Source organism: Micromonospora sp. C28SCA-DRY-2 (assembly GCF_030519475.1).
Lineage (GTDB): Bacteria > Actinomycetota > Actinomycetes > Mycobacteriales > Micromonosporaceae > Micromonospora.
In genome coordinates this window covers 251,444-273,499 of the sequence record NZ_JAUMKD010000008.1, presented here as the reverse complement: position 1 = coordinate 273,499, position 22,056 = coordinate 251,444, and the positions used below count along the sequence as shown (strand labels likewise).

The window sequence follows — 22,056 nt, the reverse complement described above, 5'->3', positions numbered from 1 at the left end:
CTATGGGCGGGCCGGCCCGGTGGCGTCCACCCGCGCGCTCGACCCCGCTGCGACCTCGGGCTCCCCTGACCGGGCGGACCCGTACGACCTGGGTCGTACGCCGGCTCAGCCGCCGGGGGTCACCAGCCCGCTCTCGTACGCCAGCACCACGGCCTGCACCCGGTCGCGGAGCTGGAGCTTGGCCAGGATCCGCCCCACGTGGGTCTTCACGGTGGCCTCGGCCACGTGTACCCGGGCGGCGATCTCGGCGTTGGACAACCCCTGCGCCACCAGCAGCAGGATCTCCCGCTCCCGCTCGGTGAGCTGGGCCAGCCGGGGATCCTCGGTCGGGCCGGGGCCGAGCTGGCCGGCGAACCGGTCGAGCAGCCGCCGGGTGATCGACGGGGCGACCACCGAGTCGCCCCGGGCGACCACCCGGATCGCGGCCAGCAGCTCCTCCGGCGGGACGTTCTTGAGCAGGAACCCGCTGGCCCCGGCCCGGAGGGCGGCGAACGCGTCGGCCTCGGTGTCGAAGGTGGTCAGGACCAGCACCCGGGGCGGGCCGGCGGGCCGCCCGGCGCAGAGCCGCCGGGTCGCCTCCACCCCGTCCATGGTCGGCATCCGGATGTCCATCACCACCACGTCGGCGGCGACCCGGTCGAGCACCCGCAGCGCGTCGGCGCCGTCGATCGCCTCGCCGACCACCTCGAGGTCGGGCTGGGAGTCGAGCACCATCCGGAACCCGGCGCGCACCAGCGCCTGGTCGTCCACGATCACCACGCGGACCGTCATGCCGCCACCACCTCCGTTCCGGCGCTCGACGGTAGCGGCAGCCGCGCCCGCACCTGCCAGCCCCCGGCCAGCCGGGGTCCGGCGATCAGGCTGCCGTCGTACACCGCCACCCGCTCGCGCATGCCGACCAGGCCGTGACCGCCGGCCGGCGCCGGGCCGACCACTGTCCGGCCGCGCCCGTCGTCGACCACCTCGACCAGCACGGCGCCGGGCTCGTGGGCGAGGGTGACCTCGACGGCGGCGCCGACCCCGGCGTGCTTGAGCGCGTTGGTCAGCCCCTCCTGCACCACCCGGTAGACGGTCAGCTCCAGCCCGGCCGGCAGCGGCGCCGGCTCGCCGGTCACCGTGTGCCGCACCCGCAGGCCGGCGGCCCGGAACCGGTCCAGCAGCGCGGGCAGTTCGGTCAGCGCCAGCCGGCGGTGCTCCGGGTCCGCGGCCACCCCGGCGCCGCCGGGCTCGGCCGCCGCGCCCGGTCCGGCCGCCGTCTCCGGCCGGCCCTCCTCCCGCAGTACGCCGACCAGCCGGCGCATCTCCTCCAGCGCCGCCCGGCCGGTGTCGGCGACCACCTTGACCGCGGCCCGGGCGGTCTCCGGGTCGCGGTCGAGCATGTACCGCGCCCCGTCGGCCTGCACGATCATGACGGCCATGCTGTGCGCCACCACGTCGTGCAGCTCGCGGGCGATCCGGGTGCGCTCGCCGGCGACCGCGGCCCGCGCCTCGGCCTCGCGCTCCCGCTCCAGGGTGGCGGCCCGCTCCTCCAGGCTGAGCACGTACAGCCGGCGGGTGCGCACGTTGAGCCCCATCAGCCAGACCGCCCCGGTGACCAGGGCGAAGTAGATGGCCGTGGTCCACCAGGAGAGCACTCCCCTGGTCTGCACGGCGGCGAGCACCACCCCGACGGCGGCGACCGCGCCGGCCAGGATCCCGTCGCGGAGCCGGTCGGCGTACTTGACCACGCTGTAGAGGGCGATCAGCACGCCGAGGTCGAAGGCCAGCGGGCCCCAGCCGGCGAACACCTGGACCAGGGCGAGGACGGCCACCACGGCGGCGACCGCCGACGGGTGGGTCCGGCGGAACAGCAGCGCCACCGCCATCGCCACGCCGACCAGGGTGGCCTTCCACCCGCCCGGCTGGGCCACGACGCCGGCGACGGCGAAGAGCACCACCACGCCGGAGACGAAGGCGTCGAAGGCGACGCTGCGCAGCGGGCGGCCGAAGATCGTGCGGTTCACGGTCACCCAGCGTACGTGCCCGGTCGGTCGGGCGGGCGGTCCATGATCGTCGCGGCGGGCCGGGCGGGTCAGGAGGCGAGGAGTTCGCGCATCCGGTCGATCTCGACGGACTGTTCGGTGGCCACCGAGTTGGCGAACTCGGAGAGGGTCAGCTCGGAACCGACCTTGAGCAGTTCGGTGGCCATCTCGATGGCGCCCTGGTGGTGCTCGGTCATCATCCGCACGAAGAGCCGGTCGAACTCGGCGCCCCGGGCGTCGGCGAGCCGGCGCATCGCCTCGGCCGACTGCATGCCGCGCATGCTGCCGTGGTCGTGCCCGTCGACCTGCTCGGGCAGGCCACGGGTCTGCAACCAGCCGCGGAGCATGCCGATCTCCGGGCCCTGGCTGGCCCGGATCCGGTCGGCGATGGCCCGCACGTCCGGGTCGGCGGCCCGGTCGGGGGCGAGTTCGGCCATCGCCAGGGCCTGGCCGTGGTGCGGGATCATCATCCGCACGAACTCGACGTCCATCGCGTTGTGCGGGCGCTCGGCGGCGCGGACCTGCTCGGCGGGGCGGACGGCCGCCGACTCACCAGGCCGGCCGGGCACGATGACCGGCGGACCGGTCGGGGCGGGGGTGGCGGTCGCGGCGGCCGGCCGGGCCGCGTCGGACGCCGGGTCGGCGCTGGCGCGGACCACGATCAGGACCACCAGCGGCAGCACGAGGGCCAGTGTGACGACGGCCAGGGTCCGCGCGCGCCGGTTGGTCATGGGCCACTCCCTGAGGTCGAGGTCACCGCGATGGTATCCATTGACGGACCTGATGAGATGTGACCCAGGTCACATCGACGCCTGTCGTCGGACGGTAAGGTGTGGACAATCGTCACCCCCCTTGCGAAGGGCTCGCCGATGATCAGATTCCCCACGCCGCGGACCCGGCGGTTCAGGGTCGTCAGCCTGGCCGCGGCCGGGCTGCTCCTGGCCAGCGTCGTGACCGCACCACCGAGCAGCGCCGGCCTGGCGCCGCAGCCGGCGTCGGCCGGCACAGTGGACACCACCAACACCATTCCCGGCGTCGACGAGATCGTCAGCAGTCCCAACCTGCGACTGATCGCCAACCTGCCCAAGCAGGCCCCGCTGGACGCCACCAACAGCGACCTGGCGTTCCAGGGCCGGTACGCCTTCGCCGGCAACTACAACGGCTTCGTCGTCTGGGACATCTCCCGGCCCAGCGCGCCGACCGTGGTGTCGTCGGTGTTCTGCCCCGGTTCGCAGAACGACATCTCCGTCCACGACGACCTGCTCTTCCTCTCCACCGACTCGCCGCGCAGCGACGACTCGTGCAACAGCACCGGCCTGCCGGCCACGGAGAAGGAGTCGTGGGAGGGCATCAAGATCTTCGACATCCGGGACAAGGCCAACCCGCGCTACATCAAGTCCGTCGAGACGGCCTGCGGCTCGCACACCCACACGCTGGTGCCGGCCAAGGACAACCGCTCCGTCTACCTGTACGTCTCCTCGTACAGCCCGCGGGCGGAGTTCCCGGACTGCCAGCCGCCGCACGACTCCATCTCCATCGTCAAGGTGCCGCTGAAGAAGCCCACCGCGGCGGCGGTGGTGGCCACGCCCAACCTGTTCCCGGACGGCGGCTACGAGGGCGTGCCGGGCGAGAAGTCGGCGACCACCGGCTGCCACGACATCACGGCGTACCCGCAGAAGGACCTGGCCGCGGGCGCGTGCATGGGTGACGGCATCCTGATGGACATCCGCGACCGCGAGGCGCCCCGGGTGATCAACCGGGTACGGGACACGACCAACTTCGCGTTCTGGCACTCGGCCACCTTCAACAACGCCGGCACCAAGGTCGTCTTCACCGACGAGCTGGGTGGCGGCGGCGCCGCGACCTGCAACGAGACGGTCGGGCCGAAGCGGGGTGCGGACGCCATCTACGACATCACCGGCCGCGGTGACAAGCGGACGATGGTCTTCCGCAGCTACTTCAAGATCCCCCGGACCAACGCCGACACCGAGAACTGCGTGGCGCACAACGGCTCGCTGATCCCGGTGCTCGGGCGGGACATCATGGTCCAGGCGTGGTACCAGGGCGGCGTGTCGGTGTGGGACTTCACCGACTCGGCCAACCCGAAGGAGATCGCGTTCTGGGAGCGCGGGCCGATCTCGACGGAGGCGCCGGTGGGCGGCGGCTCGTGGTCCGCGTACTACTACAACGGCTACATCTACTCCAACGACATCGCCAAGGGCTTCGACGTACTGAAGCTGACCGACTGGCGGACCTGGACGGCGGAGCTGGTCCGGTACCGCGAGTTGAACGTGCAGACCCAGCCGCGCTACCTGGGCTGGTAACCCACGCGACAGGCCGGGCCCGGTCCCCCGTTCGGGGGCCGGGCCCGGCCACGTCAGCGGCCGGAGCCGCTCGCCTCAGCCCGCGGGCGGGTACGGGTCGTCCTGGTAGGTGTACTCCGTCTCGATCTTCCCGTCCGCGGTGTGCACGACGAGCTGGCTCGGCTCGTTGCCGTGCGCCGCCTCGCGGCCCGCCTCGACGGCACGCTGCTTGGTGTCGAAGGTGCCGACGACCTGGTTGCCCCGCTCGACCTTCCAGCCGCCACCGTTGGGTACGACGTGGTATTCGTTGCGCTTCATGCCACCTGCCTCTCGTTCGTGGCGGTTCAGGTACCCGGCTCCAGCGGACCGAAAACCGGGCCGGTGGACAACCGTCTATCGCTGCCCTAGCGTCCAACAGATATGCGGAGGACTCTGTGGGGCGCCGGTGTCGCCCTGGTGCTGGCCGTGACCGCCTGTTCCACACCCGACCCGGCCGGCCCCGCACCGGCCACGCCCGCCGTGACCGGCACGCCGATCGCCTCCCGGCAGGACCCGGGCCAGGTCGAGCAGACCCTGACCAGCCTGCGCAAGGTCGACGACCTGCCGCTCTACGAGATGACCTACGTCGGGGCGTACGACCCGACGGTGGGCACGGACGCCAACCCGACCACGAAGCCGTTCGGCTGCTCGCTCTTCGTCGCCGCCGGCGACCCGGCCCGGCCGCTGTTCGCCCGCAACTTCGACTGGGACGCCAACCCGGCGATGGTGCTGCGCACCGACCCGCCGGACGGCTACGCGAGCATCTCCGTGGTGGACATGTCCTACCTCGGCGTCGGTGCCGACCCGACCGGCGACCGGCGGCTGCTCAACGCCCCGCTGCTGCCCTTCGACGGCATGAACGAACGCGGCCTGGCGGTGGGGCTGGCCGCCGACGACGGCGCCCGGGCCGACCGCGACCCGGGCAAGCCGACCGTCGGGTCGGTACGCATCCTGCGGCTGGTGCTCGACCAGGCGGCCACGGTGGACGAGGCGGTCGCCGTGTTCCACCGGTACAACGTGGACTTCGACGGCGGGCCGCCGCTGCACTACCTCATCGCCGACGCCACCGGCGCCTCGGTGGTGGTCGAGTTCACCGACGGCCGGCTGCGCGTCGAGCGGGGATCGGGCGGCTGGCAGGCGCTGACCAACGTGCCGGTCGCCGGGGTGCCGGAGCAGCGCCGCCGGGAGGACCGCCGGTACCAGGTGATCGCCGAGGCGCTCAGCCGCACCGGTGGGGTGGCCGACGCACCGGCCGCCTTCGCGATCCTCACCGACGTCCGTCAGGCACACACCCGCTGGTCGGTGACGTACGGCCTGCGCAGCGGCGAGGTCCGGCTGACCACCGCCAGCGGCGGCGGCGAGCGGCGCTACCAGCTTCCGGTGAGCTGACGCCCTCCGGCGCGCCGCGACGGCCGGCGGACCGGCCACCGCGCGCTGCCTCCGATCCGGGCGGCCGGCGCGTCGCGCGCGCCGGTGCGCCGGCCGGGGTCAGCGGTCCGGGATCCGGTCGAGCTGCGCCCGGATCGCCTCGGTGCTCAGCGCCGGGCGGCCGCCCGGGTGGCCGACGGTGGCGCCGGCGGCGGCGACGGCGAAGCGGGCCACCCGGTCGCGGGGTTCGTCGCGGAGCAGGCCGAGGGTGAGCGCGGCGACGAACGCGTCCCCGGCCCCGGTGTCGTCCACCGTGGGCGTCTCGCTCAGCGGCACGAACACCTCCCCGTCCGGCCAGACGAACGCGTTGCCGACCCCGGACACCTCGACGGCCAGCAGCGACGGGCCGCGCCGCAGCAGCTTCCGCCCGGCCGCCAGGCCGCTCTCGGGGTCGGTCGGCTCGTCGCCGGTGAGCAGCTCGACCTCGTGGGCGTCCGCGCGCAGCACGTCGGCGAGGGCCAGCAGTTCGTCGGCGGCCGGGTCCTCGGGCGCCCCGTCGAGCACCACCAGCCGGTCGGCCGACCGGGCGACCCGGGCCGCGGCGAGGGCCGCCGCCGGTGGCTGCTGCAACTGCACCAGCACGGCCCGGGCGCTCCGCAGCGCGTCGGCGGCCGCGGCGACGTCCTCGGGGGTGAGCAGGGTCGCCTCGGGCAGGTCCTCCAGGTAGCGCCAGCGGGCCGCCCGGTCGACCAGGTCGACGATCAGCCCGCTGCGGGTGCCCGCCCGGCGCACCACCGGACCGACGTCCACGCCGTCGGCGCGCGCCCGGGCGAGCAGCCGCTCCCCCACCTCGTCGTCGCCGACCACGCCGAGCAGCCCGACCCGGGCGCCGAGCTGGGCCAGCGCGACGGCCTGGTTGGCGCCCTTGCCGCCGAGCAGTTCCCGGCGCCGCCGCACCGGGGCGCTGCCCCCGGCCGCCGGCACCTCGTCCACCAGCAGCACGAGATCCCGGGCCACCTGCCCGACCGTCAGCACGTCCAGTCCCGCCATGTCCGGGCTACTACCCCCGGCCGGTGCCGGCCACGCCCCGTCCGAGCCGACCGCCCGCCCGGGTGCCACCTTCCGGGAGGTGCCCGCGCGGCGCGCCCGTCCGGCGCCCGGGGTCTTGCCGACGCGCCGCGCCGGCCATAAGCTTTGCATTGCAAAGCTATCGCTGACGCAAAGCCAGATGGGAGTACGCCATGGAGCCCGGCGCCACCGGACAGGCCGAAGACACCCTTGCCGCCCTGGAGCGGTTGCGCCGACGCAGCCACCGGCGCGCCCACGGCGGCGCCTGGTTGCCCGCCCTCGGCATCGCCGTACTGCTGCTGGCCAGCACGGCGCTCTACCGGCACCCGCTGACCTCCCCCACCTCCATCGCGGCCGAACACCCCTGGTGGGCCGGGCTGCCCGACGAGCAGCGCAGCCCGGTGGCCTCCTACGCGTTCTGGTTCGTCGGCACCCCGCTGCTGTTCGCCGGCATCGGCCTCTGGTACCGCTGGCGGGCGCGGCGGCTCGGCGTCCGGGTGGCGTGGCCGGTCGTCGCCGGCACCGGGCTCGGGGTGCTGGCCCTGCTGGCCGTGCTCGCCGCGGTGCCGACCGGTCCGGTGCCCGACGGGCTCGCCGCGCCCGACGGGCCGTACTGGCCGGGGCTGCTCACCCCGCTGCTGCCGCTCGCCGCCGCGGTCGTGGTGCTCGGCCGGGCCGAGCGCAGTCCCGGGCTCCTCGCGGCCGGGGTGTGGATGGGCCTGCTCACGGCCTGGCTCTGCACCTCGTTCCCGCTGGGCGCGCTGCCCGGCTGGGCGGGCCGGCTGCTCGGCGGGGGCAGTGGCCTCGGCGGCCAGCTCGGGCTGCGGCCCGGCCACTATCTTGTCCTGATGGCACTTCCCCTGCTCGCGGTCGCCGCCGTCCGGCTGGTGTCCGGCCGCGGTCCGGACCGCGCGTGACGCAGCAGCACCCACCGCACCCCGCCACGGCCCTGGACGACGTGGTCCACCAGCGGGTCCGGCTGGGCATCCTCACCGTGCTGAGCGAGGCGCACGAGTGCCGGTTCGCGGTCCTGCGCGACGAGCTCGGGCTGACCGACGGCAACCTCAACCGGCACCTGCGCATCCTGGAGGAGGCCGGCCTGCTCCAGGTGACCAAGGGCTACGAGGGCCGCCGTCCGTGCACCTGGGTGCGGCTCACCCGGCAGGGCCGGGCCGCGCTGCGGGCCGAGGTCGCCGTGCTGGAGCAACTGGTGGACCGGATCCGCACCGCCACCGACCGGCCGGACGCCGACGGCTGAGCCCACCGCCGCCCACCGTCGCGGCGGGCGGCGGTGGCGCCGTCAGCCGTGCCGCACCGGGAGCTGGAGTTCGGTGACCCCCTGCTCCGGCGCGTCCGGGCAGTAGTCCAGGTAGACCTCCCGGGCGAACCCGTCGGCCCGGTAGCCGTTCTCCTCGATCCAGCGGGCCAGCACCTGCATGCTCTGCTCCACCTCGTCCATCGGGCCGTGGTGGATCACCGTCGCCGCGGCGGGCACCGCCGGCAGGTCGACGACCGCGACGCCGGCCGCCGGGTCGGGGTCGACGCCGACGACCACCCCGGCGTGCACCACGACGGCCTCGCCGCCGGGCTCGCCGGCCGGGGAGTACCAGGCGATGCCCGGCCCGCTCGCCCGGATCCCCGCGGCGTCCAGCCGGCGGAACAGCTCCGGGTAGAGCGGCTGGATCACCGGGCCGACGTCCTCGGTCTGGTAGCTGCGGGCGGTGGCGCTCAACTCGGCGAGGCGCACCGGCGCGATCGGTTTCAGTACGACGTCCTGGGTGGTCATCCGACCCTCCGTCTCGATCATCCGGAGCCTCGCCTCGATCCCGGCCAGCCGGGCGGTGTCCGCGGCCACCTGCGCCTCCAGTTGCGAGCGGCGCAGCCGCAGCATGCCGCGCAGTTCGGCGACGTCGACGGCGTCGTCGAGGATCGCCTGCACCTGGGCCAGGGTGAGGCCCAGCTCCTTCAGGGCGATCACCCGGTTGAGCCGGCGCAGCTGCTCGGCGGTGTAGTAGCGGTACCCGCTGTGCGGGTCGACGGCGGCCGGGCGGAGCAGGCCGATGCTGTCGTAGTGGCGCAGCATCCGCACCGACACCCGGCCCAGCCTGGCGAAGTCTCCGATGGTGAACATGGCGCTCCCTACGGTCGGCGCTGACACCGTGTCAGAGTCAACCGGGGCGCGTCGGCTCAGCCCGGCAGCGGTGCCTCCTCGTCGCCGCGGGTGCGGCGCGGGCCGACCAGCCGGCGCACCATCGGCGCGGCGTTCCACCGCGCCGCGCCGACCAGGTCGCGGGCGTGCTCCAGCACCGTGTAGTCGGGCCGGGCCCGGCCGGCCGCGATGGCCCGGTCCAGGTCGTTGCCGCAGCGGGTGAGCACGGTGTCGAAGTCCCGGCGGACCGGCTCCAGCAGGTGGTAGCCGAACTGCCGGTGCAGCCGGGCGAAGAGCGGCTTGTAGAGCCGGGCCCGCTCGTGCAGCCCGGACGAGTACGACATCGGGTTCTTCGGCCGCCGCCGCACGTAGTCCGGCAGCAGGTCGGCGAAGGCCCGCCGGACGATCCACTTCTCCTGACCCTCGCGCAGCTTCAGCGTGACCGGCAGCCGCATCGCCAGCTCCACCACGTTCTGGTCGAGGAACGGCACCCGGGCCTCCACCCCGTGCCCCATGCTGGCCCGGTCGACCCGCTGCAACTCGGTCCGGCACAGGTTGCGGATCCGGTGCAGGAAGAGCCGGCGGGACGCCTCCGGCCCGACCTCGTGGTACATCGGGTAGCCGCCGAACAGCTCGTCGGAGCCGTCGCCGGTGAGCACCACCTTGACGCCGAGTTCCCGCAGCCGGCGGAAGATCGGCACCGAGACCACCGCGTTGATGATGTCGCCGTACTCGGTCAGCTCGGAGATCCGGATCGCGTCCCGGATCTCGGCCAGCCGGATGTCGCGCGGGCGCAGCTCGACCACCTCGTGCGGCACGCCCAGGTCGGCCGCGAGCCGCCGGGCGTACGCCACGTCGGGGCTGTCCGGCACGCCCACGGTGACCGCGACACAGTCCGGGTGCATCTCGCGCACGTGCAGCAGGGCCAGCGAGCTGTCCAACCCGCCGGAGAGCACCACCCCCACGGTGAGGTCGGTGTCCACCCGGACCCGGATGCTGTCGGTCAGGGCGGCACGGACGAGCAGGGCGGCCTCGTCCGGGTCGTCCACCACCGGCAGCCCCTCGCCGAGCCGGAGCAGGTCGAGGTACGGGCGCAGCCGCACCCGCCCGTCGGCGTCGGCCCAGCCGTGGTGCCCGGGCGGCACCTCGGCGATCCGGGTGCGGTGCCCGACCAGCGCCTTGACCTCGCTGGCCAGGTGCAGGCAGCCGGGGGTGCGGGTCCAGTAGAGCGGCTTCACCCCGAGCGGGTCGCGGACCAGGTAGGCGCGGCCGGTGGCCCGCTCGACGATGGCGAAGGCGTACTCGCCGCGCAGCCGGTCCACCATCCGCTCGCCCCACTGCAGGAACGCGGCCAGCACCACCTCGGTGTCGCTGACGCTGCGGAACCGGTGCCCGAGCCGCGTCAGCTCCCCGCGCAGCTCGTGGTGGTTGAAGACCTCGCCGTTGTAGCAGAGCACCCACCGTTCGTCGGCGGAGGTCCACGGCTGCACCGCCCGCTCCCGGTCCACCACCCGCAGCCGCCGGACGCCGGCGAGCAGGCCGTTCTCGTACCGGGTCTCGGTGACCTCGCCGCGCGGGGCGAGCACCGTCAGCATCCGCCGGAAGATCGCCGGGTCGGCCTCCGGGCCGAGGCTCAGCACGATGCCGCACATCGCTCAGATCCCCATCTCGGCCTCGTACGCCCGGCGCAGCCGCCGCCGCGCACCGGGCGCGAGGCAGACGTGCCAGGCCTGGCCCTCGTCGACCACGTTGGCCTCGCCGGCCTGTTGCCGGGCCAGCAGCAGCGCGGCCAGGGTCTCCCGGGCGCCGAACCGCTCGTACCAGGCCAGCTCCACGTCGACCGCCCAGCCGAGGCAGTGCCCGCTGGGCACCATGGCGGCGTAGCCGAGGCGGCGCAGCCGGTACTGGTGCTCGGCGCTGCGGACCAGGCTGGTCACCCAGAGCGGCGGGGTGCCCGGTGGGGTGCTGGCGGCGAACTCGCGGGCGACGTCGTTGAGGAAGGCGACCATCTCCCGCCGGGCCCGGCGGAACAGCAGCCCCGCGGTGCGCGGTGTGGCGTCCGGCCGCAGCCGGCGGCGCAGCGCCCGCACGCCGCGCCCCAGGATGGTGGCCGGCTGCTCCTGGTAGCGGAAGCGCAGCAGATCCCGCCGGCGCAGCCACTCCAGGTCCACCAGGTCCTGGCTGGCGTTGACCTGCTCGTCGGTGAGGTAGGTGGGCGCGTCCCGCCACCACATCACGTCGATCCGGGAGAGCAGGTAGATCCGGACCAGGGCGGTCAGGTCGGCGGCCGAGCTGCGCTCGTTCGGCTGGTAGCGGGCCATCTCCAGCAGCAGCGTCTCGCGGGCACCGACGAAGCCCTGCGGGGTGGCGTCGAGCACCGCCGCGATGGCCGGTTCGCGCAGCCGGGCGTCGATCAGCACCTGCCGGGCCGCGGTGGACGGCGCGGTGGCCAGCGCGCCGACCTCCACCAGCAGCTCGGCCACCGCGGCCCGGTAGGCGTCCAGGTCGGGGCCGGGCGACGGGACGCGGCGCGACGGGCCGGCCGGCGGCCGCCGACGGGCCGGGGCGCTCGACGCCGCGGGCGGACCGGGCTGGTGCCCCGGGCTTCGGCTCGGCACTCGCATGGTCGGTCCTCTCTCCCGTCACGACAACGGTGGGCAACCTCTGCGGCACACCGTAATCGGCCGGACCGGGTCAAGCCCGAACAATCCTCCTATCTTCCTCCGAAGGGATACGAGCAGGTCAGGACGGCTGCGGCGCGGCCCGCGGGGGACGAACCGCTACCCGGCGGACGGGTCACCCAGCCGCTGCGTCTCGGCGTACGAGGGCAGCCCCGGCGGGACGCCCGCGCCGTCGAGGACGGCGAGCGCGCCGGCGAGCGCGGCCCGGAACAGCAGGGAGCCGGTGCTCACCCGGGCCACCCCGAGCGCGCCCAGCTCGGCCGGGGCCGGCCCGCCGGGCGACAGCAGCACGTTGAGCGGGGCGTCGATCGCGGCGGCCAACCCGGCGATCAGGTGGGGGTCGGCGACGCCGGGCACGAAGACCCCGTCCGCGCCGGCGTCCCGGTAGGCACGGGCCCGGCGCAGCGTCTCCGGAAGCGGGTCGGGCGTGCCCAGCCACCAGGTGTCGGTCCGGGCGTTGACGAACAGGCCCGGCACGGCCGCCTTGACCGCGGCCACCGTGGCGGCGGTCAGCTCGGCCGGGGCGAGGGCGCCGTCGGCCCGGCCGTCCTCGACGTTGATCCCGACCACCCCGAGCGCGGCCAGCTCGGCCACCAGGTCGGCGACCTCGGCCGGGTCGTCGCTGAACCCGGCCTCCACGTCGACGGTGAGCAGCACCGGAAGCCGGCGCAGCAGCCGGGCCAGCCGCACCGTCTCCGCCCGGGTGGCGGCCGCGCCGTCGGGCAGGCCGGCGGCCGCGGCGACGCCGAGGCTGGTGGTGCCGATCGCCCGGTACCCGCGGGCGGCGAACGCGGCGGCGCTGGCGTGGTCCCAGGCGTTGGGCAGCAGCAGCGGCCGGTCGGCGTGGTGCAGGGCGTGGAAGGCGGCGAAGCGGTCGGTCATCGGGGGCATACCTCCAGTCGGGTCGGCACGCGCAGCAGCGCATGCGGTTCGTGGCGCACCGGCGCGGGCACCGGCCGGCAGCGGCGGCGCAGCACGTCCACCACACCGGTGGCCAGCGCCAGGGCGTGCCGCTCCCCCGGGCAGCCGCGCGGTCCGGTGCCGAAGGTCAGCGCCGCGCCCGGGCGGCCGGGCAGCAGGCGGTCCGGCTCGGCGAAGACCGCCGGGTCCCGGTTCGCGGCGTCGAAGCGCAGCAGCACCGCGCTGCCCGGTGCCAGGTCCCGCCCGCCGAGCCGGACCGGGCCGGTGGTGACCCGCCGGGTGCCGCGTACCGGCGGGTCGAGCCGGAGCACCTCGGCGAGCAGGGCCCCGGTGGGCACGTCGGCGGGCCAGGCCAGCACGTGCCGGGTGGCCGCGCCGATCAGGCCGGCGGTGGCGTCGCCGGCCTGGACCAGCAGGCCGATCCGGTTCGCCCGGACCTCCGGCGGGTCGGGTGGGGTCAGCTCCAGCAAGGCGGCCACGGCCCGGTCCGCGCGCCGCACCGTGGCCGGGTCGGCGCCGGGATGGTAGGCGGCCGCGACAGTGGTCACCGCCGGCACGGCGGCGTCCAGGTCGGCCAGCCCGAGCCGGGCGGCCAGCACCCGCAGCGGTACGCGGCGGGCGAGCACCGCCATCACGTCCAACCGGTCGCCGGCGCGGTCGAGCGCTTCCCCGGTGCGCCGGGCGGCCGCCTCGCGCAGCTCGTCGGGGTCGAGCGCGGCCAGCATGGCCGCGCCGGCGGCGCGCCGGGTCGGGTGGGTCGCGGGCGGGCTGAACCGGCTCACCGTGCCGCGCAGCCAGGCGAGGGTGCCGGGCGGGCCGGGCCGGGCGACCGGCACGTGGCAGGCCGGGTCGAGCAGCGCGGCGCGCACGTCGGCGTGCCGGGTCACGGTCCAGCCGGTGGCCGGGTCGAGGACGGGCGGGCCGCACGGCGGCGTGCCGGTGGCGGGATCGAGGAGGTGGGTCACGACTGTCACCCGGCCGACGGTAGGGCCGGATCGGTTCGGTCCCCGCCGAAGAACGCGCGACCCGACGGGCTGATCCGCCCGACTCCCGCGATGTCGCGGTATCGATGACGCCCGGAGGACCCGAGGTCCGGAAACCGGAGTGGAGCACGCGGCGCCGGTCCGGGAGTCGCGGTACCGACGACGCCGGGGCGACCCGAGGTCCGGGAACCGGAGTGGAGCACGCGGCGGCCGATCCGCGCCCGCCGGTACGGGGATCAGGCGCGGCCGCCGCCGGTGTCCGTGCTGGTGGCGGGGGCGAGGTCGGTGACGGTCAGGCCGAGCGCGCCGGCCAGCGCGGGCCCGCCGGCCGGGGTCAGCCGGACCGCCCGGCCGGTGCCCCGGGTGAGCCAGCCGAGGTCGAACAGCCGGCCGCAGAGCGCCGCGCCGAGCACGCCGGCCAGGTGCGGGCGCCGCTCGGTCCAGTCCAGGCAGTCGCGCAGCAGCGGACGCCGGCCCGCCGCGGCCACCGGCACGTCGAGCCCGCCCAGCCAGTCCCGACCGGCCGGGGTCAGGGTGAGCCCGGCCCGCTCGTCGAGCAGCCCCCGGGCCAGCATGGTGTCGCGCAGCAGCACGCCGAGCCGGCCGGCCAGGTGGTCGTAGCAGGTGCGGGCGTACGCCAGCGCCGCGTCGGCCCGCACGGCGCGCAGCGAGCGGGCGGGCCGGTCGGCGCCCGGCGCGTGGCCGGCCAGGTCCTCGACCAGCTGGGCCACCGACGGCCCGGCCAGCCGGAGGTAGCGGTGCCGGCCCTGGCGTTCCTCGACCAGCAGCCCACCGGTGACCAGGCGGTCCAGGTGCTCGCTCGCGGTCGACGGGGCGACCCCGGCGGCGCGGGCCAGCTCGCCCGCCGTCCAGGCCCGGCCGTCGAGCAGGGCCAGGCAGAAGCTGGCCCGGGTGCGGTCGGCGAGCAGGGCGGCGAGGCGGGCCAGCGCCGCGCCGTCGGTGCTGGTGGCGCTCATCGGCCCATGCTGGCACGGGCACGGTTCGGCGCGCACCGACGGGTCACCGACTCTTTACAACGTTGTATCCATCGTTGTAGAAACGGACGGAGTCACCCTCGTCGACATTCCCCCACCCGAGGCAGGTCTGATGGGACAACTCCGTCGTGGCGGTGCGCTCGCCGCCGCACTCGGTCTGCTGCTGGCGGCGACGGCGTCCGCGCCGGCCGTCGCCACCCCCGACCCCGGCTACCGCAACCCGGTCTCGGCCGCCTTCGCCGACACCTTCGCCGACCCGGTGATCGTCCGTGGCGACGACGGCTACTGGTACGCCTACGGCACCACCGACCCGCTGCGCGAGGGCGAGCGGCAGTTCCACCGGGTGCCCATGGCCCGCTCGGCCGACCTGGTGGACTGGGCGTACGTCGGGGACGCCTTCGGCGCCGACCAGCGGCCCCCGTACGCGGCGCCCGGGGCCGGCTTCTGGGCGCCCGACGTGCGCCGGATCGGCGACCGCTACGTCATGTACGTGACGGTCACCGACACCACCGTCTCGCCGGAGGGCAGCGACTTCGCCATCGGTGCGGCGACCGCGCCGACCCCGACCGGCCCGTGGACCTTCGCCGACCAGCCGGTGGTGGCGCCCCGCCCCGGCGGCGGCGGCGGCTGGCTGTGGACGATCGACCCCACCCAGTTCACCGACGTCGACGGCACCAGCTACCTCTACTACGGCAGCTACTACGGGGGCATCTCGGTCACCGAACTCTCCCCCGACGGGCTGCGCGCGGTCGGCCAGCCGACCCTGGTGGCGATCGACAACAAGTTCGAGGGCAGCTACCTGCTGCGCCACGACGGCTGGTACTACCTGTTCGCCTCGACCGCGAACTGCTGCGCCGGCCCGGCCACCGGCTACTCCGTCCACGTCGGCCGGTCACGCAGCCCGCGCGGCCCGTTCCTGGACCGCGACGGCATCCCGCTGACCGCCTCCCGGGCCGGCGGCACGCCGGTGCTCACCCAGAACGGCAACCGGTGGATCGGCACCGGCCACAACGGCTTCCTCACCGACCTGTCCGGCCAGGACTGGATCGTCTACCACGCGATCGACCGGGCCGACCCGTACCTGGACGAGCCGTTCGGCATCAACGAGCGGCCGATGCTGCTGGACCGGCTCGACTGGATCGACGGCTGGCCCACGGTCAACGCCGGGGCCGGCCCGTCCGACGGAAACCGTCCCGCCCCGGTGACCACCGGCCGGGTGGACGAGCGGTTCGACGCCGGGCTGGCCGGCTGGCGCGGCACCGGCGGCTGGCGGGTCGCCGACGGCCGGCTCACCGGCAGCGGCACGCTGACCAGCCGGAGCACGCTGGGTGGTGACGTGCGGGCGGAGACCGACCTGCGGCTGGCCGGCGCCGACGCGGCCGGGCTGACCCTCGGCCGGGTCGAGGTGCGCGTCGACGCGGCGGCCGGCCGGCTGGTGGCCCGCGACGGCGGCCGCACCGCCACCGCCGCGCTGCCGCCCGGCCACCGCCTGACCGACCGGCACAACCTGGCCGTCGAGGTACGCGGCCGGCAGCTGGTGGCCGAGCTGAGCCCGGCCCGCCAAGGCGACCAGCTCGCCACGGTCACCCTGCGGCTGGACCGCCCGGCGCCCGGGCGGCTCGGGTTGACCGCGACCGGCGGGGCCGCCGAGTTCGACAACGTCAGCCTGGCCCGGCTGCACCGGCCGGCCCGCCACGCCGTGCCCGAGCCCCGGACCGGCGCCCTGCTGCCCGGCTGGTCCGACGAGTTCACCGACGGCCTCGACCCGGCCTGGAGCTGGGTGCGGCCGGACCCGGCGGCCACCGTGTCCGGCGGGGCGCTGCGCTGGCCGACGCAGGCCGCCGACCTGGTCGGCACCGGCAACACCGCCGGTGTGCTGCTGCGCGACGCGCCGGCCGGCGACTACGTGGTGGAGACGAAGGTGACCCTCGACCTGGGCGAGGAGACGGTGCGCAACTACCAGCAGGCCGGCCTGGTCGCCTACGTCGACGACGACCGGTTCGCCCGGCTGGCCCAGGTCGCGATCTGGAACACCCGCCAGGTGGAGTACGGCTACGAACTGCCGTTCGCCGGCCAGCCGGTGTACGGCGGCAATATCGTCGGCACCCCGGCCACCACCACCTGGCTGCGGCTGGCGCACCGGGTCGACCCGGTCACCGGCGAGCACGAGTTCCGGGCCGGCTCCAGCCGGGACGGGAAACACTGGACGTGGGGCGGGGTGTGGACCTTCCCGGCCGACACCACGCCCCGGATCGGCCTGGTCGCCCACGGCGGCGCGCAGCCGCCGGTCACCGCCGAGTTCGACTACCTGCGCTTCCACCGCTGACCCGGCGGTCGGCCCGGTGAACAGCTCCCGGACCTGGCTCACCCCGGTCGGGGAGGCCTTGTCCGGCTTGTAGACGGCGGTGACCCGCACCGCGCCGTCGTTCGCCCCGGCGGCGTAGTTGCCGGCGGTGGCCGGCAGCATCCCCTCGTAGTCCACCGAGGTCAACGACTTGACCGCCTTGAGCAGCCCGGCCCGGGTCAGGTCGCCGTCGGCCACCGCCTTGGCCAGCGCCGCCTTCATCGGGTACGACCAGACCCACCCGGAGGTGTAGCCGTCGTTCGGGGTGACCCCGGGCAGCGCCTCGCGCAGCGCCCGGTGCCCCGGGGTGTCGGTGCTCCAGGTGTTCCACGGCGCGGTCTGCTCGTAGCGGGCCAGCAGCGCCGGGGCCGCCGGGCTCTGCAGCAGCGCCGGGTTCCAGGTCGGGCTGGTGCCGATGAACCGGCCGGCGAAGCCACGGGCCACCGCCTGCCCGACGATGGTCGCCGCGTCCGCCGGCCCCATGGTGAGCACCACCAGGTCCGGCTTGCCGGCGAGGATGGCCTGGATGGCGCCGGCTTGCTTGTCCGCCCCGGAGTCGGTCTTGACGTCGGTGAAGGTCATCCCGAGCGTCTGCGCGGCCAGCTTCACCCCGGCCGCGGCGTCGTCGCCGTAGTCGCCGGCCAGGTGCACCGCCATCACCGACTTCGGCGCGTACGTCTCGCGGGCGTAGTCGAGCGCGTTCATCGACTCCACGCAGTAGTTCGCGCCGGACTCGATGATGACGTCCTCGAAGGCGTAGCCGGAGGTCCAGGCGGCCGGGGCGGCGATCACGTTGCTCGCCTTCATGTCGCCCAGGATGGCGCCGGTGGTGGGCGAGCCCAGGCTCTGCGCCAGCGCCAGCACGTTCGGCTTGATCTCCTGGTAGACCTGGTTGTGGGTCTGCGGGTTGTACTTGTTGTCCCGCACGTACCGGGTCACGTCCACCTCGTAGTCGCCGATCCCGCCGGCGGTGTTGACCCGCTTCCAGAACGCCTTCTGCGCGTCGGTGATCGGCACCGCGAGGGCCCGGAACGGCCCCTCGGTGAGGTCGGAGATGATGCCGAGGTAGATGCAGCCCTTGTTGCGGTCGACCGCCTCCGGGCACGGCTCGGCGGTGACGCCGACGTCGGTGCGCAACCCGGATTCGTCCGTTGTGCTGTCCCCGCCACGGCACGCGGTGAGCGTGCCGGCCAGCAGGATCAGGGCCACCCCGAGGGCGGTCCGCGACGTCCGTAGTGCCATGGCTTCCTCGCTCGGGTCAGTAGGAGAACGGCCACGCCTTCCAGTAGGCGCGGGCCCGGACCCAGAGCCCGAACAGCCCGCGCGGTTCGAAGATCAGGAAGACGATGATGAGTACGCCGTAGAGGATCGTCTCCACCTGGAAGACGTTCGGCACCTCGTTCGGCTGGGTGCTGATGAACGGCACCCACGCCTGCAGTTCCCGGGTGAGCCGGGGCAGCAGGGTGATGAAGAACGCCCCGGCGATCGCGCCGGAGATGGTGCCCGCGCCGCCGATCAGCACCATGGCGATGTACTGCACGGACAGCAGCAGGCTGAACGAGCTCGGGTCGAAGAAGCCGGTGACGGTGTAGAGCAGCGCCCCGGCGCAGCCGGCGTAGGCCGACGACACCGCGAACGCCAGGGTCTTGTACCGGGGCAGGTTCACCCCGATCACCCCGGCGGCGATGTCCCGGTCCCGGATTGCGGTGAACGCCCGCCCGATCCGGGAGCGGGCCAGGTTCCGGGCGGCCACCGCGAAGACCACCAGCAGCGCCAGCATCAGCCAGTACAGCTTCTGGTCGCGGGTGGCGGTGGCGTCGGTGACCGCGAGCGGCTGGCCGAGGAACTCCAGGGTGGCCGCCGGCCGGCCGACCCCGGCGCCGCCGGTCAGCGCCGACCACTCGTTGAACACGTGCTGACCGATGAAGACCAGGCCGAGGGTGACGATGGCCAGGTAGAGCCCGCGCAGCCGGGTGGCCAGCGGGGCGACCAGCACCCCGGCCAGCGCGGCCACCAGGCCGGCCGCGGGCAGCCAGACCGCGATGTCGGTGACCCCGAGGCCGATCACCCGGCCGGCCGGGTCGCCGCTGATCGCCGCCGCGGTGTACGCGCCGATGCCGAGGAAGAACGCGTGGCCGAGGGAGACCTGGCCGGCGTACCCGGTGACCAGGCCGAGGCCGATCGCGCCGATCGCGGCCACGCAGCAGACCGCGAGCAGTTGCAGCAGGTCGTCGGTGAGCAGGAAGGGCAGCGCGAGCGCCAGCGCCAGCAGCGCGCCGGTCCACCACCGCTTGGCCGGGGTGTCCAGCAGCGCCAGGTCCTGGGCGTACGAGGTGCGCAGCAGCGGCCGGTGTCTCATACCCGCTCGACCTCCCGGGTGCCGAACAGCCCGTACGGGCGGACCAGCAGCACGACCAGCATCAGCACGTACGGGGTGATCACCGAGACGTTGCCGCCCAGCCAGGCGAGGTCGTTGGCGTAGGTGGCGGTGAGTTCCTGGAGCACGCCGACGGCGAGCCCACCGACCACCGCGCCGGGCAGCGAGTCGAGCCCGCCCAGGATGATCACCGGCAGCGCGGTCAGCGCGATCAGCCAGAGCGCGGCGTCCACGCTGGCCCCGGCGGCGGCGAAGGTGCCGGCCACCGCGGCCAGGCCGCCGGCCAGCGCCCAGCTGACCGCGAAGACCGCGCCGACCGACACGCCGTGCGCGAGCGCCGCCTCCTGGTCCAGCGCGGCGGCCCGCATCGCCAGCCCGGTGCGGGTGAACCGGAAGAACGCGAAGAGCCCGGCGACCAGCAGGCCGGTGGCCGCCACCGCGGCCAGGTGCCGCTGTTGCAGCTCCACCGGGCCGAGCGACAGGGTGCGCAGCCCCCACGGGTCGCCGACGTGCCGCACGTCCAGGCCGATGAACGCGTTGACCACCACCCGGACGGCGACGTCCACGCCGAGGGTGATGATGGCGACCACGAACGCCGGGCGGCCGACCATCGGCCGCACGGCGGCGCGCTCGACGCCGAGCGCGAGCAGGCCGGTGCCGACCGCCGCCAGCGGCACCGCCGCCCAGAAGCCGACGGCCGGCGCGAGGTAGGTGACCGCGACGACGCCGGCCAGCATGAACGCCGGCTGGGCGAAACTGATCACCCGGGTGGCCTTGTAGATGATGACGAAGCCGAGGGCGAGCAGGGCGTAGACGCTGCCGGTGCCCAGCCCGCGCAGCACGCTCTCGGTCAGTTCGGTCACCGGTCACCGCCCGGCGCGTACAGCTCGTCGACCAGGTCGGCGAAGGCCCGGGTGACCGCCTCCCGGCGGACCTTCTGGGTCGCGGTCAGCTCGCCGTCGTCCTGGTCGAGTTCCTTGGGCAGCAGCCGGAACCGCCTGATCCGCTCGACCCGCGGGTGCCGGGAGTTGACCTCGTCCACCACGCCGCGGATCAGCTCGACCACCTCCGGCTTGGCGCTCAGGTCGCGGTAGGTGGTGTACGGCAGCCGGCGCCGCTGCGCCCACTGCCCCACCGTGTCGGCCTCGATGCCGATCAGCGCCACCAGGTAGGGCCGGCGGTCGCCGATCAGCACCGCCTCCTTGACGTACGCCGACGCCTTCAGCTCGTTCTCGATGCCGGCCGGGCCGATGTTCTTCCCACCAGCGGTGATCATGATGTCCTTGGCCCGGCCGGTGATCCGCACGTGCGTGCCGTCCACCCACTCGCCCACATCGCCGGTGTGCAGCCAGCCGTCCGGTTCCAGCACCGCGGCGGTGGCGGCCGGGTCGTCCAGGTAGCCGGCGAAGACCCCGGGGTGGCGGGTGAGGATCTCCCCGGTGGTCTCGTCGACCCGCAGCTCGACGCCCTGCTGCGGCTCGCCGACCGTGCCGAGCTTCACCCGGCCGGGCCGGTTGCCGGTGGCGATGGCGGAGTTCTCCGTCATCCCGTACACCTCGTGCATCGGCACCCCGATGCCCATGAAGAAGCGGAGCACCTCGGGGGCGATCGGGGCGGCGCCGGAGGCGGCGTAGCGCACCCGGCGCACGCCGATCCGCTCGCGCAGCGCCCGGTAGCAGAACAGCCAGCCCACCGCGTACGCCAGCCGGCTGGCGGTGGTGTGCCGGCCCCCGGTGGCCACCAGGGTGGCGCCGATCCGGTCGGCCACCCGCAGCCAGAACCGGGCCACCGCCCGCTTCAGCGGGGACGCCGAGGCCACCCGGATGGTGACCGTGGCGAGGATCTTCTCCCAGATCCGGGGCACCCCGAACAGGATGGTCGGCTGCACCTCGCGCAGGTTCGCCGGCACGGTGGCGACCGACTCGGCGAAGTTCACCTGCACGCCGGCGCCGGCGCTGCTCCAGGTGGTGAAGACCCGCTCGGCGACGTGGCAGAGCGGCAGGTAGGACAGGAGCAGGTCGTCCGGGCCGGGCGGGGGGTCGGCCAGCCCGCCGCCCTCGGTGACCGTCCGCACCGCGAAGTCGACGTTGGCGACGGTGAGCATCGCGCCCTTCGGCCGGCCGGTGGTGCCGGAGGTGTAGATCACGGTGGCCAGGTCGGTGCCGGTGGCGGCGGCCATCAACTCGTCCACCGCGCCCGGGTGGGCGACCCGGTGGGCGGTACCGAGGGCCAGGAAGTCGTCCCAGTACAGCAGCGCCGGGTGCGGGTAGCGGCCCCGGACGCCGCGCGGTTCGAGGTAGACGACGCGGTCCAGGTCGGGGCAGTCGTCGAGCACGGCGAGGGCCTTGTCGACCTGCTCCTGGTCCTCGGCGACGAGCACCCGCGCGCCGGAGTGGGCCAGCAGGTAGCCGATCTCGGCGGCCGGGTTGGTCGGGTAGAGCCCGACGGTGGCGCCCCGGACGGCGACGGTGGCCACGTCCGTCCAGAGCCACTCGCGCCGGTTCTCGGCCAGCACCGCGACCCGCTCTCCCGGGCCGACGCCGAGGGCCAGCAGGCCGTGCGCCACGGTCTGCGCGGTGTCCCAGTACGCCGCCCAGGTCACCTCCTGCCAGATCCCGCGGATCTTCTCCCGCAGCGCCACCCGGTGCGGGGTGGCCCGGGCGCGCTCGCGTACCCGCGCGGCGATGGTCGGGACGGCGGCGCCGGCGGTGTCCGTGCCGGGCGTGCCGGTCGGCGCGCTGGTGGTGCTCATGCCGCCGCTCCGCTTCGCTCCGCGGCGCCACGAGGCACCGCCGGGCCGTGTCGAT

The 22,056-nt window shown here is 75.0% G+C and carries 19 protein-coding genes and 1 pseudogene; 5 read left to right on the top strand and 15 right to left on the bottom strand.

What is annotated here, in order from left to right; genetic code table 11:
- Window positions 1-105: 105 nt before the first annotated feature.
- The 3 genes from Q3W71_RS27190 to Q3W71_RS27180 all read right to left on the bottom strand — a co-directional run bounded on the left by Q3W71_RS27190 (window position 106) and on the right by Q3W71_RS27180 (window position 2,752).
- Window positions 106-771 (bottom strand): response regulator transcription factor, encoded by a 666-nt coding sequence (locus Q3W71_RS27190; protein ID WP_302922316.1) that lies wholly within the window; start codon window positions 769-771, stop codon window positions 106-108.
- Window positions 768-2,009, bottom strand: a complete 1,242-nt coding sequence (locus Q3W71_RS27185) for a sensor histidine kinase (RefSeq protein ID WP_302922315.1) — start codon at window positions 2,007-2,009, stop codon at window positions 768-770. Before Q3W71_RS27185 ends, Q3W71_RS27190 begins: the two co-directional genes overlap by 4 nt.
- A gap of 62 nt (window positions 2,010-2,071) precedes the next feature.
- Window positions 2,072-2,752, bottom strand: a complete 681-nt coding sequence (locus tag Q3W71_RS27180) for a DUF305 domain-containing protein (protein ID WP_302922314.1) — start codon at window positions 2,750-2,752, stop codon at window positions 2,072-2,074.
- A gap of 138 nt (window positions 2,753-2,890) precedes the next feature.
- Between Q3W71_RS27180 and Q3W71_RS27175 the strand changes: the two genes are divergently transcribed.
- Complete coding sequence (locus Q3W71_RS27175) at window positions 2,891-4,345, top strand: LVIVD repeat-containing protein (protein ID WP_302922313.1); 1,455 nt, start codon at window positions 2,891-2,893, stop codon at window positions 4,343-4,345.
- 75 nt (window positions 4,346-4,420) lie between these two features.
- Here the strand turns inward: Q3W71_RS27175 and Q3W71_RS27170 are convergent, their stop codons facing one another.
- Window positions 4,421-4,642 carry a DUF2188 domain-containing protein gene (locus Q3W71_RS27170; protein WP_302922312.1) on the bottom strand — a complete coding sequence of 74 codons (222 nt, stop codon included), beginning with the start codon at window positions 4,640-4,642 and terminating at the stop codon, window positions 4,421-4,423.
- 102 nt (window positions 4,643-4,744) lie between these two features.
- Here Q3W71_RS27170 and Q3W71_RS27165 point away from each other — a divergent pair, with 102 nt between their 5' ends.
- The gene (locus Q3W71_RS27165; RefSeq protein WP_302922311.1) at window positions 4,745-5,752 is read left to right on the top strand and encodes a C45 family peptidase; all 1,008 of its coding nucleotides are present in this window, start codon (window positions 4,745-4,747) and stop codon (window positions 5,750-5,752) included.
- 99 nt (window positions 5,753-5,851) lie between these two features.
- On the opposite strand, the gene Q3W71_RS27160 is transcribed toward Q3W71_RS27165, so the two are convergent.
- Window positions 5,852-6,781: a PfkB family carbohydrate kinase gene (locus Q3W71_RS27160; RefSeq protein WP_302922310.1), complete on the bottom strand. Its 930-nt coding sequence runs from the start codon at window positions 6,779-6,781 to the stop codon at window positions 5,852-5,854.
- Between the two features lie 191 nt (window positions 6,782-6,972).
- Between Q3W71_RS27160 and Q3W71_RS27155 the strand changes: the two genes are divergently transcribed.
- Both Q3W71_RS27155 and Q3W71_RS27150 read left to right on the top strand, forming a co-directional pair.
- Window positions 6,973-7,716 carry a hypothetical protein gene (locus Q3W71_RS27155; RefSeq protein ID WP_302922309.1) on the top strand — a complete coding sequence of 248 codons (744 nt, stop codon included), beginning with the start codon at window positions 6,973-6,975 and terminating at the stop codon, window positions 7,714-7,716.
- Window positions 7,713-8,057 (top strand): transcriptional regulator, encoded by a 345-nt coding sequence (locus tag Q3W71_RS27150; RefSeq protein ID WP_302922308.1) that lies wholly within the window; start codon window positions 7,713-7,715, stop codon window positions 8,055-8,057. The genes Q3W71_RS27155 and Q3W71_RS27150 overlap by 4 nt, the downstream gene beginning before the upstream one ends.
- Window positions 8,058-8,099: 42 nt before the next feature.
- On the opposite strand, the gene Q3W71_RS27145 is transcribed toward Q3W71_RS27150, so the two are convergent.
- The 6 genes from Q3W71_RS27145 to Q3W71_RS27120 form a co-directional block, all read right to left on the bottom strand.
- Complete coding sequence (locus tag Q3W71_RS27145; RefSeq protein WP_302922307.1) at window positions 8,100-8,930, bottom strand: MerR family transcriptional regulator; 831 nt, start codon at window positions 8,928-8,930, stop codon at window positions 8,100-8,102.
- A gap of 56 nt (window positions 8,931-8,986) precedes the next feature.
- The gene (locus Q3W71_RS27140) at window positions 8,987-10,600 is read right to left on the bottom strand and encodes an asparagine synthetase B (protein ID WP_302922306.1); all 1,614 of its coding nucleotides are present in this window, start codon (window positions 10,598-10,600) and stop codon (window positions 8,987-8,989) included.
- A gap of 3 nt (window positions 10,601-10,603) precedes the next feature.
- Window positions 10,604-11,572 (bottom strand): DUF5715 family protein, encoded by a 969-nt coding sequence (locus Q3W71_RS27135; RefSeq protein ID WP_302922305.1) that lies wholly within the window; start codon window positions 11,570-11,572, stop codon window positions 10,604-10,606.
- A gap of 156 nt (window positions 11,573-11,728) precedes the next feature.
- Window positions 11,729-12,511 (bottom strand): isocitrate lyase/phosphoenolpyruvate mutase family protein, encoded by a 783-nt coding sequence (locus Q3W71_RS27130; protein ID WP_302922304.1) that lies wholly within the window; start codon window positions 12,509-12,511, stop codon window positions 11,729-11,731.
- Entirely contained in the window at window positions 12,508-13,524 is a 1,017-nt protein-coding gene (locus Q3W71_RS27125; protein WP_302922303.1) for a cytochrome P450, read from the bottom strand. Before Q3W71_RS27125 ends, Q3W71_RS27130 begins: the two co-directional genes overlap by 4 nt.
- Window positions 13,525-13,769: 245 nt before the next feature.
- Window positions 13,770-14,510: a helix-turn-helix transcriptional regulator gene (locus tag Q3W71_RS27120; RefSeq protein WP_302922302.1), complete on the bottom strand. Its 741-nt coding sequence runs from the start codon at window positions 14,508-14,510 to the stop codon at window positions 13,770-13,772.
- Between the two features lie 130 nt (window positions 14,511-14,640).
- On the opposite strand from Q3W71_RS27120, the gene Q3W71_RS27115 reads away from it, so the two are divergent.
- On the top strand, window positions 14,641-16,854 hold the full coding sequence (locus Q3W71_RS27115) for a family 43 glycosylhydrolase (RefSeq protein WP_302922301.1): 2,214 nt from the start codon (window positions 14,641-14,643) through the stop codon (window positions 16,852-16,854).
- Window positions 16,855-17,001: 147 nt separating this feature from the next.
- On the opposite strand, the pseudogene Q3W71_RS27110 reads toward Q3W71_RS27115, so the two are convergent.
- The 4 genes and pseudogenes from Q3W71_RS27110 to Q3W71_RS27095 form a co-directional block, all read right to left on the bottom strand.
- Window positions 17,002-18,114 (bottom strand): annotated as a pseudogene (locus Q3W71_RS27110) (ABC transporter substrate-binding protein); the annotation flags it as partial.
- A gap of 16 nt (window positions 18,115-18,130) precedes the next feature.
- Window positions 18,131-19,231, bottom strand: a complete 1,101-nt coding sequence (locus Q3W71_RS27105) for a branched-chain amino acid ABC transporter permease (protein WP_302922300.1) — start codon at window positions 19,229-19,231, stop codon at window positions 18,131-18,133.
- A complete protein-coding gene (locus Q3W71_RS27100) occupies window positions 19,228-20,112 on the bottom strand; it encodes a branched-chain amino acid ABC transporter permease (RefSeq protein ID WP_109901615.1) in 885 nt (294 codons plus the stop codon). The genes Q3W71_RS27105 and Q3W71_RS27100 overlap by 4 nt, the downstream gene beginning before the upstream one ends.
- Complete coding sequence (locus tag Q3W71_RS27095) at window positions 20,109-22,001, bottom strand: long-chain fatty acid--CoA ligase (protein WP_302922299.1); 1,893 nt, start codon at window positions 21,999-22,001, stop codon at window positions 20,109-20,111. Before Q3W71_RS27095 ends, Q3W71_RS27100 begins: the two co-directional genes overlap by 4 nt.
- Window positions 22,002-22,056: the final 55 nt, after the last annotated feature.

What these genes read in the sequence shown, in the direction of transcription:
- Q3W71_RS27190 (WP_302922316.1), bottom strand. Translation starts at nt 771, where the DNA reads ATGACGGTCCGCGTGGTGATCGTGGACGACCAGGCGCTGGTGCGCGCC.
- Q3W71_RS27180 (WP_302922314.1), bottom strand. Translation starts at nt 2,752, where the DNA reads ATGACCAACCGGCGCGCGCGGACCCTGGCCGTCGTCACACTGGCCCTC.
- Q3W71_RS27175 (WP_302922313.1), top strand. Translation starts at nt 2,891, where the DNA reads ATGATCAGATTCCCCACGCCGCGGACCCGGCGGTTCAGGGTCGTCAGC.
- Q3W71_RS27170 (WP_302922312.1), bottom strand. Translation starts at nt 4,642, where the DNA reads ATGAAGCGCAACGAATACCACGTCGTACCCAACGGTGGCGGCTGGAAG.
- Q3W71_RS27165 (WP_302922311.1), top strand. Translation starts at nt 4,745, where the DNA reads ATGCGGAGGACTCTGTGGGGCGCCGGTGTCGCCCTGGTGCTGGCCGTG.
- Q3W71_RS27160 (WP_302922310.1), bottom strand. Translation starts at nt 6,781, where the DNA reads ATGGCGGGACTGGACGTGCTGACGGTCGGGCAGGTGGCCCGGGATCTC.
- Q3W71_RS27155 (WP_302922309.1), top strand. Translation starts at nt 6,973, where the DNA reads ATGGAGCCCGGCGCCACCGGACAGGCCGAAGACACCCTTGCCGCCCTG.
- Q3W71_RS27145 (WP_302922307.1), bottom strand. Translation starts at nt 8,930, where the DNA reads ATGTTCACCATCGGAGACTTCGCCAGGCTGGGCCGGGTGTCGGTGCGG.
- Q3W71_RS27140 (WP_302922306.1), bottom strand. Translation starts at nt 10,600, where the DNA reads ATGTGCGGCATCGTGCTGAGCCTCGGCCCGGAGGCCGACCCGGCGATC.
- Q3W71_RS27135 (WP_302922305.1), bottom strand. Translation starts at nt 11,572, where the DNA reads ATGCGAGTGCCGAGCCGAAGCCCGGGGCACCAGCCCGGTCCGCCCGCG.
- Q3W71_RS27130 (WP_302922304.1), bottom strand. Translation starts at nt 12,511, where the DNA reads ATGACCGACCGCTTCGCCGCCTTCCACGCCCTGCACCACGCCGACCGG.
- Q3W71_RS27120 (WP_302922302.1), bottom strand. Translation starts at nt 14,510, where the DNA reads ATGAGCGCCACCAGCACCGACGGCGCGGCGCTGGCCCGCCTCGCCGCC.
- Q3W71_RS27115 (WP_302922301.1), top strand. Translation starts at nt 14,641, where the DNA reads ATGGGACAACTCCGTCGTGGCGGTGCGCTCGCCGCCGCACTCGGTCTG.
- Q3W71_RS27105 (WP_302922300.1), bottom strand. Translation starts at nt 19,231, where the DNA reads ATGAGACACCGGCCGCTGCTGCGCACCTCGTACGCCCAGGACCTGGCG.
- Q3W71_RS27095 (WP_302922299.1), bottom strand. Translation starts at nt 22,001, where the DNA reads ATGAGCACCACCAGCGCGCCGACCGGCACGCCCGGCACGGACACCGCC.